Here is a 15,557-nt window from a genome sequence, read left to right on the forward strand (position 1 = left end):
GCCACAAGCATGGCAGGGGGCCTTGCATACATGGACGGACGAACGCAGGAGGCTTCGCTGGCCGATCTCGGCCTCACGGGGCAGGGCGGTGCCGAGGCGCGGATCACGGGCCTTTCGGTCGACAGTCGGCAGGTCCGGCCGGGCGATCTCTTCGCGGCGCTGCCGGGAACGAAGATCCACGGTGCCACCTTCGCCGAGACGGCCCTTGAGCGCGGCGCGGTCGCACTCCTGACCGACAGCGAAGGGGCGCGCGTCGCGGCGCCGGCCCTCGCCGGATCGGACGCGGTGCTGATCGTCACCGAGGACCCTCGCGAGGCGCTGGCCTACGCCGCCGCACTGTGGTTCGGCCAGCAGCCCGATGTCGTCGTTGCCGTGACCGGGACGAACGGCAAGACCTCGGTCGCCTCCTTCGCCCGGCAGATCTGGATGGCGATGGGGCTTTCGGCGGTCAATGTCGGCACGACGGGGATCGAGGGATCCTGGGAAGCGCCGCTGGCCCACACCACGCCCGAGCCGATCACGCTGCACCGCATGCTGTCCGGGGCTGCGGAGGCCGGCGTTACCCATGCGGCAATGGAAGCCTCCTCTCACGGTCTGTCCCAGCGGCGGCTCGACGGGGTGCGCCTCGCCGCGGCGGGCTTCACGAACTTCAGCCAGGATCATCTCGACTACCACGCCACGTTCGACGAGTACTTCGACGCCAAGGCCTCCCTCTTCACCCGCGTTCTGGACGAAGACGGAATCGCCGTCATCCACATGGACGACGAAAAGGGCCCGCTTCTGGAGGCGATGGCGGACGGGATCGGCCAGGAGGTGATCCGCGTCGGCCGCGGCGCCGAATGCCATCTCCGGATCGCCGGCCTGCGCTTCGACCCGACGGGTCAGGACCTGCGCTTCGTCTGGAACGAGACCGTCCGTCAGGTGCGCCTGCCGCTGATCGGGGGCTTCCAGTCCGAGAACGTTCTCGTCGCGGCCGGCCTCTGCATCGCCGGCGGCTCCGACCCGGCCGAGGTCTTCAACGCATTGCCGCAGCTTCGGGGCGTGCGCGGGCGAATGCAGCTCGCGGCGACGCGGGAAAGCGGGGCGCCTGTCTATGTCGACTACGCCCACACCCCCGACGCCCTTGCCACCGCCCTTCAGGCCCTGCGCCCGCATGTCATGGGACGCCTGATCTGCGTCTTCGGCGCAGGCGGGGACCGGGACAGGGGCAAACGTCCCTTGATGGGCGCGGCCGTGGCCGAGCATGCGGATGTCGCCATCGTGACGGACGACAACCCCCGCTCCGAGGATGCCGCCCTGATCCGCTCTGCGATCCTGGCATCCTGCCCCGGCGGGATCGAGGTCGGCGACCGGGCGGAGGCGATCCTGCGGGGCGTCGATGCCCTGCAGCCGGGAGATGCGCTCCTGATCGCCGGAAAAGGGCATGAGAGCGGACAGACCGTGGGCGATACGGTGTATCCCTTCGATGACGTTGAGCAGGCCTCCGTCGCCGTGGCCGCCCTCGACGGGCAGGTCTCGTGAGCCTCTGGACCGCGGCAGAGGCCGCCGAGGCGACCGGTGCGGAAGCCCGCGGAGACTGGACCGCCACGGGTCTTTCGATCGACACGCGGACGATCGAGCCGGGCGATCTCTTCGTCGCGCTGACCGACATGCGGGACGGGCATGATTTCGTCGCCGACGCCTTGAGCAAGGGTGCCGCCGCCGCGCTCGTCTCCCGCGTGCCGGAGGGCGTTGCGCAGGATGCGCCGCTGCTCCTCGCCGGCGATGTGATGGACGCCCTCCGGGCCCTCGGCGCTGCCGGGCGCGCGCGAAGCCGGGCCCGCGTCATCGGCGTGACCGGCTCCGTCGGCAAGACCTCCACCAAGGAGATGCTGCGCGCGATCCTTGCTGGGCAGGGAAACGTCCATGCCGCCGAGAAGAGCTACAACAACCACTGGGGCGTTCCGCTGACGCTGGCGCGGATGCCTGCGGATGCAGATTTCGCCGTGATCGAGATCGGCATGAGCAATCCGGGCGAGATCGCGCCGCTGGCCGCGCTCGCCCGCCCGCATGTCGCGCTCGTCACCACGGTCGCGCCTGCGCATCTCGCCGCCTTTGGACGGATCGAGGGAATCGCAGAGGAAAAGGCTGCGATCTTCGGCGGTCTGGAGCCGGGCGGCGTGGCGATCGTCAATGCCGACTTGGACACGACCCCGATCCTGGTCGAGGCGGCCCGGTCCGCCGGCGCGCGGCTCTCGACATTCGGGCGCACGGCAGGGGCGGACTGGCATCTCGGCTCCGCCGAGATCGCCGGCGGCGTGACCGTCGTGCAGGGGGCGGGGCAGGGCGAACCCCTCGTCTTCCGCCTCAGGACCGCCGGCGCGCATTTCGCGATGAACGGGCTTTCCGCGCTCGCCGCCGCCGCCGCCGCCGGGGCCGACACTGCCATAGCGCTCGGCGATCTGGGCAACTGGACGCCGTACGAGGGCCGCGGCGCGCGGGAACGGGTGCAGCTCGATCCCAGAGCGGAGCCCGGTCTGGGCTTCGACCTGATCGACGATTCCTACAATGCCAACCCGGCCTCCGTCTCCGCGGCCCTCGGCACGCTTGCCGCGCTCACCCCGCAGGACGGGCAGGGCCGCGTCGGGCGCGGGCGGCGGATCGCGATCCTCGGTGACATGCTGGAGCTCGGATCGGGAGAAAGACAGCTCCACGCCGCGCTGGCAGAGGATCCGTCGATGGCGCGGGTCGACCTCGTGCATGTCGTCGGGCCGCGCATGGCTGCGCTTCACGAGGTGCTGCCCGAGGAACAGCAGGGGATGGCGGTGGACGCCGCCGCCGATCTCGCGACCGAGGTGCGGGCGCTGGTCGATGCCGGCGATATCGTGCTGGTCAAGGGATCGCTCGGCGTCGGCCTTGCGCGCGTCGTTGACGCGATCCGAAATATCGGTCACTCCCGCGCGGCCGACGAGACCGACGAAATCTAGAAAAACAAGGGAGCGGAGCGCGTGCTCTACTGGTTGACCGGCCTTTCGGACGGGGGCGATTTCTTCAATCTCTTCCGCTACATCACATTCCGTGCGGGCGGAGCCTTCTTCACCGCGCTCGTCTTCGGCTTCATTTTCGGACGGCCGTTGATCGATTTCTTGCGTCGCCGCCAGCGCTTCGGTCAGCCGATCCGCACGGACGGGCCGGAAACCCATATCCAGACCAAGGCCGGTACGCCGACGATGGGGGGGCTCCTGATCCTCTCCGCCCTCGGCTTCGCGACCTTTCTCTGGGCGCGCCTCGACAATCCCTATGTGTTGATCACGCTCTTCGTCACCGCCGCCTTCGGCGGGCTCGGGTTTGCCGATGACTACGCGAAGGTCACGAAGAACAGCCATGCGGGCGTGTCCGGACGGGTGCGCATCCTTCTCGGCCTCCTGATCGCGGGGATCGCCGGTACGGCGGCGGCGTGGTCCCACCCCGAGGACCTGACAGGGCAACTCGCCTTCCCGATCTACGCCGAGCTTCTGATCAACTTAGGCATCTTCTTCGTGCCGTTCTCGATGCTGGTCATCGTCGGTGCCGCGAACGCTGTGAACCTGACGGACGGTCTCGACGGTCTGGCGATCATGCCGGTGATGATCGCGGCCGGTACGCTCGGCGTCATCGCTTACGCCGTCGGGCGGACGGACTTCACCGAGTACCTCGGCGTGCATTACGTGCCCGGGACCGGGGAGCTTCTGATCTTCGTCGCCGCGCTGATCGGCGGTGGCCTCGGCTTTCTGTGGTTCAACGCCCCGCCGGCGGCGGTGTTCATGGGCGATACCGGCTCGCTTGCCCTTGGCGGGGCGCTCGGCTCGATCGCGGTGATGACGAAGCACGAGATCGTCCTCGCCATCGTCGGCGGCATCTTCGTCGCCGAGGCGCTCAGCGTCATCATCCAGGTGATGTACTTCAAGCGCACGGGCAAGCGCGTCTTCCTCATGGCGCCGATCCACCATCACTTCGAGAAGCGTGGCTGGGCCGAGCCGCAGATCGTCATCCGGTTCTGGATCATTTCGCTGATCCTCGCGCTGATCGGTCTCGCGACGCTCAAGGTCCGCTGAAGCGAATCCGGGACGAACGTCAGTAGCCCGTCATCTCGAGGTACCCCACGCCCGCGTGGGTGCCTCGGGTGCGGACGGGGCCCTCCCAGTAGGCGAAGGATACGTCCATCCAAGCGTCCGGGTTGATCGCTTCCAGCGTGACGTCCAGATTCTCCTGCGGCAGGCGCACGCGCCAGCGGACGGGGATCTGCCGCCCCTGAACCTCGGCGCTGCCCTGGGGGTCCATGGCAAGCGCCCCGTCGGCCAAGGGAACCGCGCGGCCGTCCGGGGCGATCCAGGTGCCCGAGCCGTAGAACGTGCCGCCCGTTTCCCTGAGCCGAAACCCCATCAGTTTCGCGCCGCCCGAGAGATGGAGCGAGATCCAGTCCCATCCCTCCTGCGTCTCCGAAAGGGGCTGCGACGACCATTCCCGGTCGAGCCACGCGCGGCCCGTGACCGGAATCTCCTCGCCATCCATCCGCAACGCCCCCTCGGCTCTGTAGAACGGCTGGGAATAGTACCGGCTTGCCTGCCCCTCGGCGGACTTCACCGAATACCCGTCCTCGCCTTGCAGGATCAGCGGCCCGTCCGCGCGAAGGGCCACGCGAAAGGAGAAGTCGTCGCCTTGCGCCTCCACGTCGAGCGCGGCCAGCGCCTGCGTGCCATCATCGCGCGCGGCGAGGCGCCAATCGTCGATCCAGGCAGCGAAGGGGTCGGCCTCGACGCCGGCCTGGCCGACGCCGCCACGGGCGAGACGCTCGGCGCTGAAATGGCGATCCGGCGTCGTCACCGCGGCATGGGCCATCCAGAGCTGCGGGCTGGACCAGAGGGCCCCGTCCACCGGCGACAGCGCGGACCGGAAGAGCGTCCATTGCAGGCCCATCGGCGTGCCGTCCGGCGCTTCGAGATTGGCGGTCAGATACCACCACTCGATGCGGAAGCTGGGATGTGCGCCATGATCGGCGGGGAAGGCGAGGGGGGTGCGATCGGGCACCGCGAAGCCCTCGGCCGCGGTGCCCATCCCGGCGAACCCCTGCGCGGTGGCGCCGCTGCCGGGAAGGGCGGCCAGAAGGGCGAGAAGGCGGCGGCGGGTCAGGCTCATGATGCGGAGCTAGCGCGCCGGCGGCTCACTTCGTGTCGATCTTCTTCATCTCTTCGGGAACGGTATCGTAACCGGACCAGCCGTGATCGCCGGACGCGTCCGGCAGGTCGTCCTTGGCCACGTGCCGATGCATGTAGACCTTGGCGAGGAAGTTCGCGGTGATCGGCGCGGTCAGCAGCAGGAACACCGTGATCAGGAGCTGGTGCGCCACGATTTCCCCGTTCCAGCCGTAGGAATAGATCATCGCGGCAATCAGCACGCTGCCAACGCCGAGGGTGGTCGACTTCGTCGGCCCGTGCAGGCGGCGCATCAGATCCGGCAGCTTCACGAGGCCGAAGGATCCGACAAGGCCGAACACCCCGGCGGCAACGAGGAAAAAGGACACGGCAATCTCGAAGATCAGCTCTTCGCTCATCGGTATTCCCTCCTCATTCGATGATGTTGCCGCGCAGGATGAAGCGGCAGAAGGCGACGGTGGAGACGAAGCCGGTCATGGCGATCAGCATCGAAACCTCGAAATAGACCTCCGTCCCCTCGGCGATGCCGTAGAGGTTCAGAAGCGCGATGCCGTTGATGAACATCGTGTCGAGGGCGAGGATCCGGTCGGTGATGTCCGGGCCCTTCGCCAGCCGCACGAGGTTGAACACGAGCGCAAGGGCGAAGCAGGCGACGGCGAACCAGAGCGCGAAGGTGATCATTCGAAAATCTCCAGGAGCCGGCGCTCGTACCGCGACTTGATCTCGTCCCGGACGGACTCGGGATCGGGGGCGTCGAGATAGTGGATGAGGAGCGTATGCCCGTCCGCGGCCAGCATCGCCGTCACCGTGCCGGGCGTCATCGTGATGGTCCCGGCGAGAATCGTGATCGCCTCCGGCTGCGTCAGCTCCAGCGGGACCGCGACCCAGCCGGACTGCATCCTGGCGTTGGACTTGAAGAGAATCGTGTAGGCCACGACCACGTTCGCCACGACGATGTCCCAGAGAACCACGAACATGTAGCCGATGAAGCGCGACCTCGACCGGATCACCGGTTTGTTCTGCCAGTAGGGCCGCGTGATGATCGGGATCACGAGGCCGAGAATCAGGCCAAGGAGGATATTCCCCAGCGTGATCGTGTTGTTCAGCATCAGCCAGATCACCGTCAGTAGGAGGGTGAGCTGGGGGTGGGGGAGGTATTTGGGGCCGACTGTATAGGCCATGCGTCAGTTCCCTCCTTGGTCCGGGGCGACCTGCAGGACCGGCCGCGCGGGCGGCTCGGCATCGGTCCCCGTTTCGGTCTCTTCGGTGGGCGCAAGGCCCGGCTCGCCGCCCTCGTCGCCCGGCCCGCCATGGTCCCCGCCGTCATGCGCGTCGCCGTAGCCGTAGGGCTTGGCCGCGCCGATCTCGGCGGGCCGCTTGGCGCTGCCCTCGTAGTCGAGCACGGCGGAGATGTAGGCCCCACGCTCGAAGAGCTGGGCGGCCGTGGCTTCGGCGTAGCGGAAGGCGGGCCCGGAGAAAATCGTCAGAAGCACGATCATGCCGAGCGGCAGGGCGGCCGCGACGAGGGAGAGGGGCGCTGGCATCGGCGCGGTCACCGTCCGGCTTGCCGCCTGCGCCTCCTGCTCCTCGATCTCGATTTCCGGCTCCTCGAGGCTCTCGCCCGGCACCGGCGCGGTCTTCCAGAAGACGCGGGAGCCTTCGCGGGCGAAGCCGACGATGGTGAGGATCGAGGTCGCGAGAATGATACCCCAGATCCAAGGCGCCAGCGGATGTCCCGCGGAGGCATCGAGGATGAGCAGCTTGCCGATGAAGCCCGACAGCGGCGGCATCCCGGCCATGGCGATGGCGCCGGCGAAGAAATATGCGCCGACGAGGCCGCTCGGCTTGACCTCTCCCACCTCGCCGCGGTGGCGTATGAGGTCGACCGCGAGGAAGAGCGCCGCCGTGGCGAAGGTGGAATGGGCGATGTAGTAGATCGCCGCGGCCGCGCCCGCTTCGTTGAAGGGCGCGATGGCGATCATCAGCGTCCCCATGGAGCCGATGACGGAGAAGGCGACGATCCGGCCGATGCCGATCCCCCCGAGCGTTCCCAACGTGCCCACGATCAGGGTCACGAGCGCGGCGGGCAGCAGGATGTCCGAGAAGAAGTATCCCACCTCGCCGAGCGCCGGGGCGAAGACGAGGGTGAATATCCTCAGGATCGCATAGGCGCCGACCTTGGTCATGATCGCGAACATCGCCGCGACGGGCGCTGGGGCATTGGCATAGGTGCCGGGCAGCCAGAACTGCACCGGGAACAGTGCCGCCTTGATCGCGAAGACCACGAGCAGGAGCGTCGCGCCGACCATGGCAAGCGCTTCCTTGCCGGGATCGAGCTCGGCCATGCGCACCGCCATGTCCGCCATGTTGAGCGTTCCCGTCACGGCATAGAGCGTGCCGAGGGCGAACAGGAAGAGCGTCGAGCCGGCGAGGTTGAAGGCGACATACTGGATGCCCGCACGCATCCGCACGCCGCCGCCGCCGTGGATCATCAGCCCGTAGGAGGCGATGAGCAGGACTTCGAAGAAGACGAAGAGGTTGAACGCGTCGCCGGTGAGGAACGCGCCGTTCACGCCCATCACCTGGAACAGCAGGAGCGGGTGGAAGTGCCAGCCGCGCCGGTCCCAGTCGCTGCCGATGGCATAGGCGGAGACGATGAGGCCGAGCGCCGAGGTCAGCATCACCATCATCGCCGACAGCCGGTCGAGGACAAGGACGATCCCGAAGGGCGCCGGCCAGTCTCCGAGGCGGTAGACCGAGATGTCGTCCCCGCCCGCGAGAAGGAAGAGGCCGATCCCGATCAGGAGGGTCGCGATGGTGCCGGCCAGGGAGAAGACCCGCTGCAGCACGAGGTCGTGCCGCATGGCCAGCGCCATGATCGGCGCGAGGATCGCCGGAACGACGATCGGGGCAACGATCCAGTGGTTCACTGCAGCACCCCCGCTTCCTGCGGCGACCGGTCCCGCTTGGCCTCGACGCCGGGCTGCGCGCCGGGATCGGGAACGTCGCGGTCGTCTTCGTCGAGGGCCATGTCGATCCGGTCCGTGTCGGTCTCGAGAAAGCCGCCGAGCGCGATCAGCACGGCCAGCGCGGTCATCCCGAAGGAGATCACGATGGCGGTCAGCACGAGCGCCTGCGGCAGCGGATCGGCATAATTCTCGACCTCGGGGCCGTAGATCGGCGGCTGGTTCAGCGACAGCCCGCCGGTGGAGAAGAGAAAGACGTTCACGGCGTAGCTCAGGATCGACAGACCGATGATGACGGGGAAGGTGCGCAGGCGCAGGATGAGGTAGAGACCCGCCGAGGTCAGCACACCGATGGCGGAGGCAACGAGCAGTTCCATCTCAGCGGGCTCCTTTCTCGCCGGCGCCCGACGGGCCGGCCGGATCATAGTCCATCGCCTCCTCGTTCACCGTCTCGCCGGTGCGGCGGGCGAGCCGCGACAGCGAGTAGAGCGCCAGCATCACGGCCCCGACGACGGTCATGAGCACGCCGATGTCGAAGGCGATGGCGGAGGCCAGCTCGAATTCCTCGATGGGACGGAAATGAACGTAGGTGTACGCGCTCGTCAGGAACGGATACCCGGCGAACCATGAGGCGATCCCGGTCAGCGCGGCGATCAGCACCCCCATTCCGATCATCGAGTGGTAGGGGTACTTCTGCCGCTCCTGGCTCCAGGCAAAGCCGCTGGCCATGTACTGCATCAGAAGTGCGATCGCGATGACCAGACCGGCGATGAAGCCGCCGCCCGGCTGGTTGTGCCCCCGCAGGAAGATGAAGACGCCGACCATGATCGCGATCGGCATCATCACGCGGGTCGCGACCACCATCATCAGCGGGTGCCGGTCCTTCGAGCGCGGCACGTCGTCCCGCCAGTTGGCGAGGCGGCGGCTGGCGCGCCCGTCGAGCAGGGCCTCGCCGATGGCGAAGATGGTCAGCGCGGCGATGCCGAGAACGATGATCTCGCCGAACGTGTCGAAGCCCCTGAAATCCACCAGGATCACGTTGACGACATTGGTCCCGCCGCCGCCGGACTTGGCGTTCTCGAGGAAGTAGGGGGAGATCTTGGCCGTGTCCCCCAGCATCAGCAGGTAGGACAGCGCGCCCACGCCGAGACCGCCCGCCGCGGCGATCATTCCGTGCCACCAGCGGCGGAGAACCGGGCTTTCCAGCGGCGTGCGCTTGGGCAGGAAGTGCAGCGCGATCAGCATCAGCATGATCGTCACGACCTCGACCGACACCTGCGTCAGCGCGAGGTCCGGCGCCGAGAGCCGCACGAAGGCGAGCGAGACGACGAGGCCGATGATCCCCATCGAGATCAGCACGATGATACGGTTGCGGTGGAAGGAGACGGCGGCCGCCGAGGCCGTGACGAGGAGGGCCCATACGGTCACGTCGAGCCCGCCCACGGGCAGCATCTCGGTCTGCGGACCCTCGTGCCCGCCCCGGAAGAAGGCGCCGGTGGCGGCGGCGAGGACGGCCAGCGTCAGGACCACGAACGGCCGGGAGATCCGCCCGTCATGCAGCCCGTCCGCAACGCCGTTGGCCGCGCGGACGGCGCCAGCGACGACACCGTCGAACATGCGCTTCGCCTCGGGCCGCGGCGTCCGGTCCCAGGTCCGGCCGAGCGGGCCGAAGAGGGCCAGGAGGAGCAGGCCGCCGGCGACGGCGATGCCCGACATGAAGAGCGCCGGCGTGACCCCGTGCCAGAGCGCGAGATGGGTATGCACATCGCTCCCGGTGACGGCAGAGGCCGACGCATCCACGAGCCAGCCCGCGAAGAGGGCAGGGGCCACGCCGATGGCGACCACCAGCACGACCAGGAGGGCCGGCGGCAGCCACAGCACGCCCGGCGGATCGTGCGGGACATGCGGGTAATCGCTCCGCACCTTGCCCCCGAAGGTATGGGCGATGAACCGGAAGCAGTAGGCGGCGGAGAGAAGCGCGCCGAGCGTCGCCAGGACCGGGATCAGCCACTCGTTCCCCAGCCAGTAGGTGTGGGAGGCCTCCTCCAGCATCATCTCCTTCGAGATGAAGCCGTTGAGCAGCGGAATGCCGGCCATCGACAGCGCCGCGAGCGTTCCGATCAGCGCGGTGATCGGCATCAGGCGCATCAGCCCTCCGAGGCGCCGGATATCCCGGGTATGGGCCTCGTGGTCGACGATCCCGGCGGTCATGAAGAGAGCCGCCTTGAAGGCCGAATGGTTGAGGATATGGAAGACCGCCGCGATCGCCGCCGCCTCCGTGCCGAAGCCGAGGAGCATGGTGATCAGGCCGAGATGGCTGACCGTCGAGAAGGCCAGGAGCGCCTTCAGATCGTGCTTGAAGATGGCGATGAGCGCCCCGAGCACCATCGTGATCAGCCCCGCGCTGGCGACGATGTAGAACCATTCGGGCGTGCCGGACAGCACCGGCCAGAGCCGCGCCATCAGGAAGAGACCAGCCTTCACCATGGTTGCGGAGTGCAGGTAGGCCGACACCGGCGTCGGAGCCGCCATCGCGTGGGGCAGCCAGAAGTGGAACGGGAACTGCGCCGATTTCGTGAACGCGCCGAGCAGGATCAGGATCAGCGCGGGCAGGTAGAGCGGCGAGGCCTGGATCTGGTCCCGCATCGCCAGCATCTCGCTGATCTCGTAGGTCCCGGCGATCCGTCCCAGCAGCAGCGCGCCACCGATGAGGGCAAGGCCGCCGAGCCCGGTCACCGTCAGCGCCATGCGGGCGCCCTGGCGCCCCTCGGGCAGGTGCTTCCAGTAGCCGATCAGGAGGAAGGAGGAGAGCGATGTCAGCTCCCAGAACACCGTCAGCAGCAGGATGTTGTCGGACAGGACGATCCCGAGCATCGCGCCCTGGAAGAGCATCAGGTAGGTGTAGAACTGGCCCATCGGATCCTCGCGGCTGAGATAGCCGCGGGCATAGATGATGATCAGAAGCCCGATGCCGAGGATCATGAAGGCGAAGAGCAGCCCGAGCCCGTCGAGCCTGAAGGACAGCTGAAGGCCGAGCTGCGGCATCCAGTCCAGTCCCGCGGCGACGCCGTCGCCCTGCAGCACGGACGGCATCAGCGCCACGAGCAGCACCAGCGCGGCGAGCGTTGCCGCACCGGCGGAGACGGCGCAGGCGGTGCGCCCCGCGCGGATCATCAGGCCCGGAAAGAGCGCGCCGATGAAGGGCAGCGCCGCAATCAGGATGAGGGTCGAGTCTGTGTCAGGCTCCATCGGCGTCCCGGGATTGCGTCACAAGAAAACACCCCGGCGGGCGGGGCTTTGGCAGGGTGTACCTGCGCAAGCGGGGCTTGCCAACGCGATTGGGCCGGTTCTGACGTCCTCGTTAACGGAGACTTTGCGAATGCCCCCTAGGGTCCGCCCTCGCGTCGGCCCCTCGGCGCAACGTCCCAAGGAGTCGCTGTCATGGTCCGGAAAATCCCTTTCGCCGCCGCAATCGTCATCTCGTCCGTCTCAATCGCACAGGCGAGCGAGCTCTCGGAGGATCAGATGCGCGCCGTCTTCGATGCCGAGATCGCCCCCGCGCTTCTCTCGCCGGAGGTCGTGTCCGCCGTCGCCGCCCAGAACGCCCGCCATGCGGGGCTGACGCAGGACGAGATCACCGAGAGGGACCTCGAATGGCGGGGCCAGGTCGGCATGTCCGACGCGGCGCTGGTCGCATCGGTGGTCGAGAACGCGGTCGCTGACCGCCTGCGGGAGGTCGTGGACAGCTCTGGCGGGCGCATCACCGAGATCTTCATCATGGATGCGGAGGGGCTGAACGTCGCCGCCTCGGCGGCCACCACGGATTACTGGCAGGGCGACGAGGCCAAGTTCACCGAGACCTTCGGCGCCGGGCGCGACGCGGTCCATGTCGGCGACGTCACGTACGACGAATCGACCGGGCGGGATCAGCGTCAGCTGTCCGTCACGCTTCTCGATCCCGAGACGGGCGAGCCCATCGGCGCCGTCACCGCCGGCATTGTCGACCAAGACTGATCCGCAACCTGTCCGGGAGCCTCCCATGCGCAGACTAGATCCCCGCCGCACCCTCTTTGCGGCCGCTACCCTCGCCATTCTGCTCGTCTGCGGAGTCGCGGCCGCAGTCGAACATTTCACCGCGAGCCACGACGCGCGGCAGTCGGCGCTCGGTGAGCTTTCCGAACACGCCGCCTCGTCCACTGAACTCATTGCCGCGCAAGCCGCCCGGATCCTCCAGTTCGGCGCATCGGACCGGTTGGACGATCTTCTCGCGAGCGCGGTCGATGCATCGCATGGTGCGGCGGTCGCGGTCTCGGCCGTCGGCGCGGACGGGGATCCCGTCGCGACGTCCGGCAGCGCCGCCGGTTCCGCGATGACCGATGTGGCGGGCGAGGCCCTGTCCGGCGAGATCGCGTCGGCCGAAGGGGGGCTCGTCGTCGCCGTGCCCGTCCGGGGCAGCGACGGCGCCCTCCTCGGAGCAATCGTCAGCCGCTGGGATCCGGCCGGAACGCTGGCCGATGCGGACGCGATCGTGATGCACCAGGCACGCATCGCGCTGATCGACCTGGCCGCGATGGCGGGCATCCTGCTGCTTCTCGTCGCGATCGGCATCACCCGTCCGCTCGGGCGCCTGCGCGGACGGATCGTCACGCTTGCCGCCGGAGAATACGAGGCAGCGGTTCCCGGCCGTGGCCGCCGGGACGAACTCGGCGCGATCGCCTGCGCGGTCGACGAGATGCGCATCGCGCTGGAAGCGGGCGAGGCGGCGCGCCTCGAGACGGTCTTCAAGTCGTCCGCCTTCACGCAATCTTCGGCCGCGATGATGCTCGTCGGCCGGGACCACCGGATCCGCTACGTGAACGGCGCCGTCTGCGAGCTGATGACGGCCTACCAGCCGGTCTTCTCGAAAATCGTTCCAGGCTTCGACGCCTCCAACCTCGTCGGCTTCGAGATCGTCGGCTTCCATGACCGCCCGGACAGGATCCGGGATCTCCTCGACAACCCCGCGCGGCTTCCCTTCGAGACGGACATTGCCGTGGGCGACGCCCGCTTCCACCTCGACATCAATGCGATCTACGACGATGCGGGCAGCTTTGCCGGGGTCGTGGTGGAGTGGCAGGACGTGACCGAGCTTCGGACCCGCGAGGCCCTGGTCGAAATGATCGAGTCGGAGCAGGTGAAGGCGGAGTTTCACCCCGACGGTACCCTTGCCCGTGCCAACGCGCCGTTCTGCGCGGTGGTGGGCGAGGGGGCCGAGGCCCTGAAGGGCCGTCAGCTAGGCTCGATGCTGGCCCTCTCGACCGCCGAGGAGGACCAACAGCGTCGGCGGAACGATCTCGTCGGCTGCCTGATGGAGAATGGGAGCATTCCGGACAAGTTCCGCCTCGAGGGCGGCGGAGTGGTCGACGGGATCCTCGGCCTCGTGAAGGACAGCGCCGGCAATCCCTACCGCATCGTTCTTCTCGGTCGGGACGTGACCGCCACCGAAGCCGAGATGGCGGCCGCGGAGGCGCGACAGGTCGAGATGGCCCGGCGTCAGGAAGAGGTCGTCGATGCGCTCGGCGTGGCGCTCGGCCGGATTGCGCAAGGAGATCTGACCACCCGCCTGCCGGACTCGCTGCCGCAGGACTACGATCAGCTCAAGGCGGATTTCAACGCGGCGCTCGACGCGCTGTCCAGCGCCGTCACCGAAGTCGCGGACAGCGTCAGCACGCTCCACGGCGAGGCCCGCGAGATCAGCTCCTCCGCGGACAGCCTGTCCCGGCGCACTGAGCAGAACGCCGCGACGCTGGAGCAATCCGCCGCGGCCCTCGAGGAGCTGACGGCTTCGGTCAGCTCCTCCGCGAAAGGTGCGGACGAGGCCAACCGTATCGTCGGTGGCGCGCGGGATCGGGCCCTCCAGAGCGGTGAGGTCGTTCGGGAGGCCGAACAGGCCATGTCCGAAATCCAGACGTCCTCGCAAAAGATCGTGAAGATCATCGACGTGATCGAGGACATCGCCTTCCAGACCAACCTGCTCGCCCTCAATGCCGGCGTCGAGGCGGCACGGGCCGGGGAGGCGGGCCGCGGCTTCGCCGTCGTCGCCTCCGAGGTGCGGGCGCTGGCGCAGCGCTCCTCCGAGGCCGCGCGGGAGATCAACGGCCTGATTTCCTCGAGCTCGACCCAGGTCGGCCGCGGTGTCGATCTGGTGAACCGTGCCGGCAAGACGCTCTCCGAGATCGTCGCGTCGGTCACCGACATCTCCGGTCATGTCGAACGGATCGCCACATCGGCCAACGAGCAGTCCCTCGGCGTCTCCGAGATCAACACGGCGGTCACCCAGCTCGACCGGGCGACGCAGCAGAACGCCGCCATGTTCGAGGAGACGAGCGCCGCCGCGCATTCGCTGAACGCGGTGTCCGAGGGCCTCGCCCGCGCGGTGGAGCGGTTCGACATCGGCGCGCCCCCCGCCGCGGAAACGCGTCCGCGGGCACGGGCCAAGACGCGGACGCTCTCAAAGCCCTCGGTCGCCTACGCGGCCGGCGGGGCGACGTCGGGCTCCTCCGCGCTCGCCGAGGATGCCGATTGGGAGGACTTCTGAGCGCCGCCAGGGAGGGCCGTCCGGCTCGCAGGGCACGCCCTTGCGACCGGGGCGGCCCTTGCGGCTCCTCCGTGCCATCCTTAAGACTCGACCATCCCGAGACCCGAAGCCCGACCGGGCCGCACCACACGAGGCAGATCTCATGCAAGACCCCAGAGAAACCTACATGAACCTCGTGCCGATGGTCGTCGAACAGACCAGCCGGGGCGAGCGCGCCTACGACATCTTCTCCCGCCTCCTCAAGGAGCGGATCGTCTTCGTGAACGGTCCCGTCCATGACGGCATGAGCCAGCTCGTCGTGGCGCAGCTCCTTCACCTCGAGGCGGAAAATCCGTCGAAGGAAATCTCGATGTACATCAACTCTCCGGGGGGTGTCGTGACCTCCGGTCTGTCGATCTACGACACGATGCAGTACATCAAGCCCAAGGTCTCCACCCTCGTCATCGGCCAGGCCGCGTCGATGGGCTCGCTTCTGCTGACCGCCGGCGAGAAGGGCATGCGGTTCTCCCTGCCCAACAGCCGGATCATGGTCCACCAGCCCTCCGGTGGCTACCAGGGCCAGGCGACGGACATCATGATCCACGCCCAGGAAACGCAGAAGCTGAAAGAGCGGCTGAACCAGATCTACGTCAAGCACACCGGACAGACCCTGAAGAAGGTCGAGGCTGCGCTGGAGCGGGACAACTTCATGTCCCCCGAGGAGGCGAAGGACTGGGGCCTGATCGACGAGATCGTCGAGAGCCGCAAGGCGGTCGAGGATCGCACGGGCGGCGGCGCCTCCTGATGATCCGGGGCCGCGGGGCGCGCCCGATACGCGGCAGACCCGCCGCGCCCCGGTTCCGG

At 68.1% G+C, this 15,557-nt stretch carries 13 protein-coding genes; 6 read left to right on the forward strand and 7 right to left on the reverse strand.

Features of this window, described 5'->3' with window-relative positions; translation table 11 throughout:
- The first annotated feature begins 30 nt into the window (after positions 1-30).
- The 3 genes from RM543_RS11740 to mraY are packed head-to-tail and all read left to right on the forward strand — an operon-like array spanning position 31 to position 4,073.
- Positions 31-1,521, forward strand: a complete 1,491-nt coding sequence (locus RM543_RS11740) for a UDP-N-acetylmuramoyl-L-alanyl-D-glutamate--2,6-diaminopimelate ligase (protein WP_311691828.1) — start codon at positions 31-33, stop codon at positions 1,519-1,521.
- Entirely contained in the window at positions 1,518-2,966 is a 1,449-nt protein-coding gene (locus RM543_RS11745; RefSeq protein WP_311691830.1) for a UDP-N-acetylmuramoyl-tripeptide--D-alanyl-D-alanine ligase, read from the forward strand. Before RM543_RS11740 ends, RM543_RS11745 begins: the two co-directional genes overlap by 4 nt.
- Before the next feature lie 21 nt (positions 2,967-2,987).
- A complete protein-coding gene (gene mraY / locus RM543_RS11750; RefSeq protein WP_311691832.1) occupies positions 2,988-4,073 on the forward strand; it encodes a phospho-N-acetylmuramoyl-pentapeptide-transferase in 1,086 nt (361 codons plus the stop codon).
- Positions 4,074-4,092: 19 nt separating this feature from the next.
- Here mraY and RM543_RS11755 read toward each other — a convergent pair whose 3' ends face one another.
- The 7 genes from RM543_RS11755 to RM543_RS11785 are packed head-to-tail and all read right to left on the reverse strand — an operon-like array spanning position 4,093 to position 11,386.
- Positions 4,093-5,154: a lipocalin-like domain-containing protein gene (locus tag RM543_RS11755; protein ID WP_311691834.1), complete on the reverse strand. Its 1,062-nt coding sequence runs from the start codon at positions 5,152-5,154 to the stop codon at positions 4,093-4,095.
- Between the two features lie 25 nt (positions 5,155-5,179).
- The gene (locus RM543_RS11760; RefSeq protein ID WP_311691836.1) at positions 5,180-5,569 is read right to left on the reverse strand and encodes a Na+/H+ antiporter subunit G; all 390 of its coding nucleotides are present in this window, start codon (positions 5,567-5,569) and stop codon (positions 5,180-5,182) included.
- Between the two features lie 13 nt (positions 5,570-5,582).
- Positions 5,583-5,852 carry a K+/H+ antiporter subunit F gene (locus RM543_RS11765; protein WP_116084365.1) on the reverse strand — a complete coding sequence of 90 codons (270 nt, stop codon included), beginning with the start codon at positions 5,850-5,852 and terminating at the stop codon, positions 5,583-5,585.
- A complete protein-coding gene (locus tag RM543_RS11770; protein WP_311691839.1) occupies positions 5,849-6,352 on the reverse strand; it encodes a Na+/H+ antiporter subunit E in 504 nt (167 codons plus the stop codon). Before RM543_RS11770 ends, RM543_RS11765 begins: the two co-directional genes overlap by 4 nt.
- 3 nt (positions 6,353-6,355) lie before the next feature.
- Positions 6,356-8,101, reverse strand: coding sequence for a monovalent cation/H+ antiporter subunit D (locus RM543_RS11775; RefSeq protein WP_311691841.1), 1,746 nt, complete (start codon positions 8,099-8,101; stop codon positions 6,356-6,358).
- Entirely contained in the window at positions 8,098-8,514 is a 417-nt protein-coding gene (locus tag RM543_RS11780) for a Na+/H+ antiporter subunit C (protein WP_311691843.1), read from the reverse strand. The genes RM543_RS11775 and RM543_RS11780 overlap by 4 nt, the downstream gene beginning before the upstream one ends.
- A gap of 1 nt (position 8,515) precedes the next feature.
- The gene (locus RM543_RS11785) at positions 8,516-11,386 is read right to left on the reverse strand and encodes a monovalent cation/H+ antiporter subunit A (protein WP_311691845.1); all 2,871 of its coding nucleotides are present in this window, start codon (positions 11,384-11,386) and stop codon (positions 8,516-8,518) included.
- 192 nt (positions 11,387-11,578) lie between these two features.
- Between RM543_RS11785 and RM543_RS11790 the strand changes: the two genes are divergently transcribed.
- The 3 genes from RM543_RS11790 to RM543_RS11800 all read left to right on the forward strand — a co-directional run bounded on the left by RM543_RS11790 (position 11,579) and on the right by RM543_RS11800 (position 15,498).
- Complete coding sequence (locus tag RM543_RS11790) at positions 11,579-12,151, forward strand: hypothetical protein (RefSeq protein WP_311691847.1); 573 nt, start codon at positions 11,579-11,581, stop codon at positions 12,149-12,151.
- 25 nt (positions 12,152-12,176) lie between these two features.
- Positions 12,177-14,714, forward strand: coding sequence for a methyl-accepting chemotaxis protein (locus RM543_RS11795; protein ID WP_311691849.1), 2,538 nt, complete (start codon positions 12,177-12,179; stop codon positions 14,712-14,714).
- Between the two features lie 142 nt (positions 14,715-14,856).
- Entirely contained in the window at positions 14,857-15,498 is a 642-nt protein-coding gene (locus tag RM543_RS11800) for an ATP-dependent Clp protease proteolytic subunit (RefSeq protein WP_116084352.1), read from the forward strand.
- Positions 15,499-15,557: the final 59 nt, after the last annotated feature.

This window comes from Tropicimonas omnivorans (assembly GCF_031846565.1).
Classification (GTDB): domain Bacteria; phylum Pseudomonadota; class Alphaproteobacteria; order Rhodobacterales; family Rhodobacteraceae; genus Tropicimonas_B; species Tropicimonas_B omnivorans.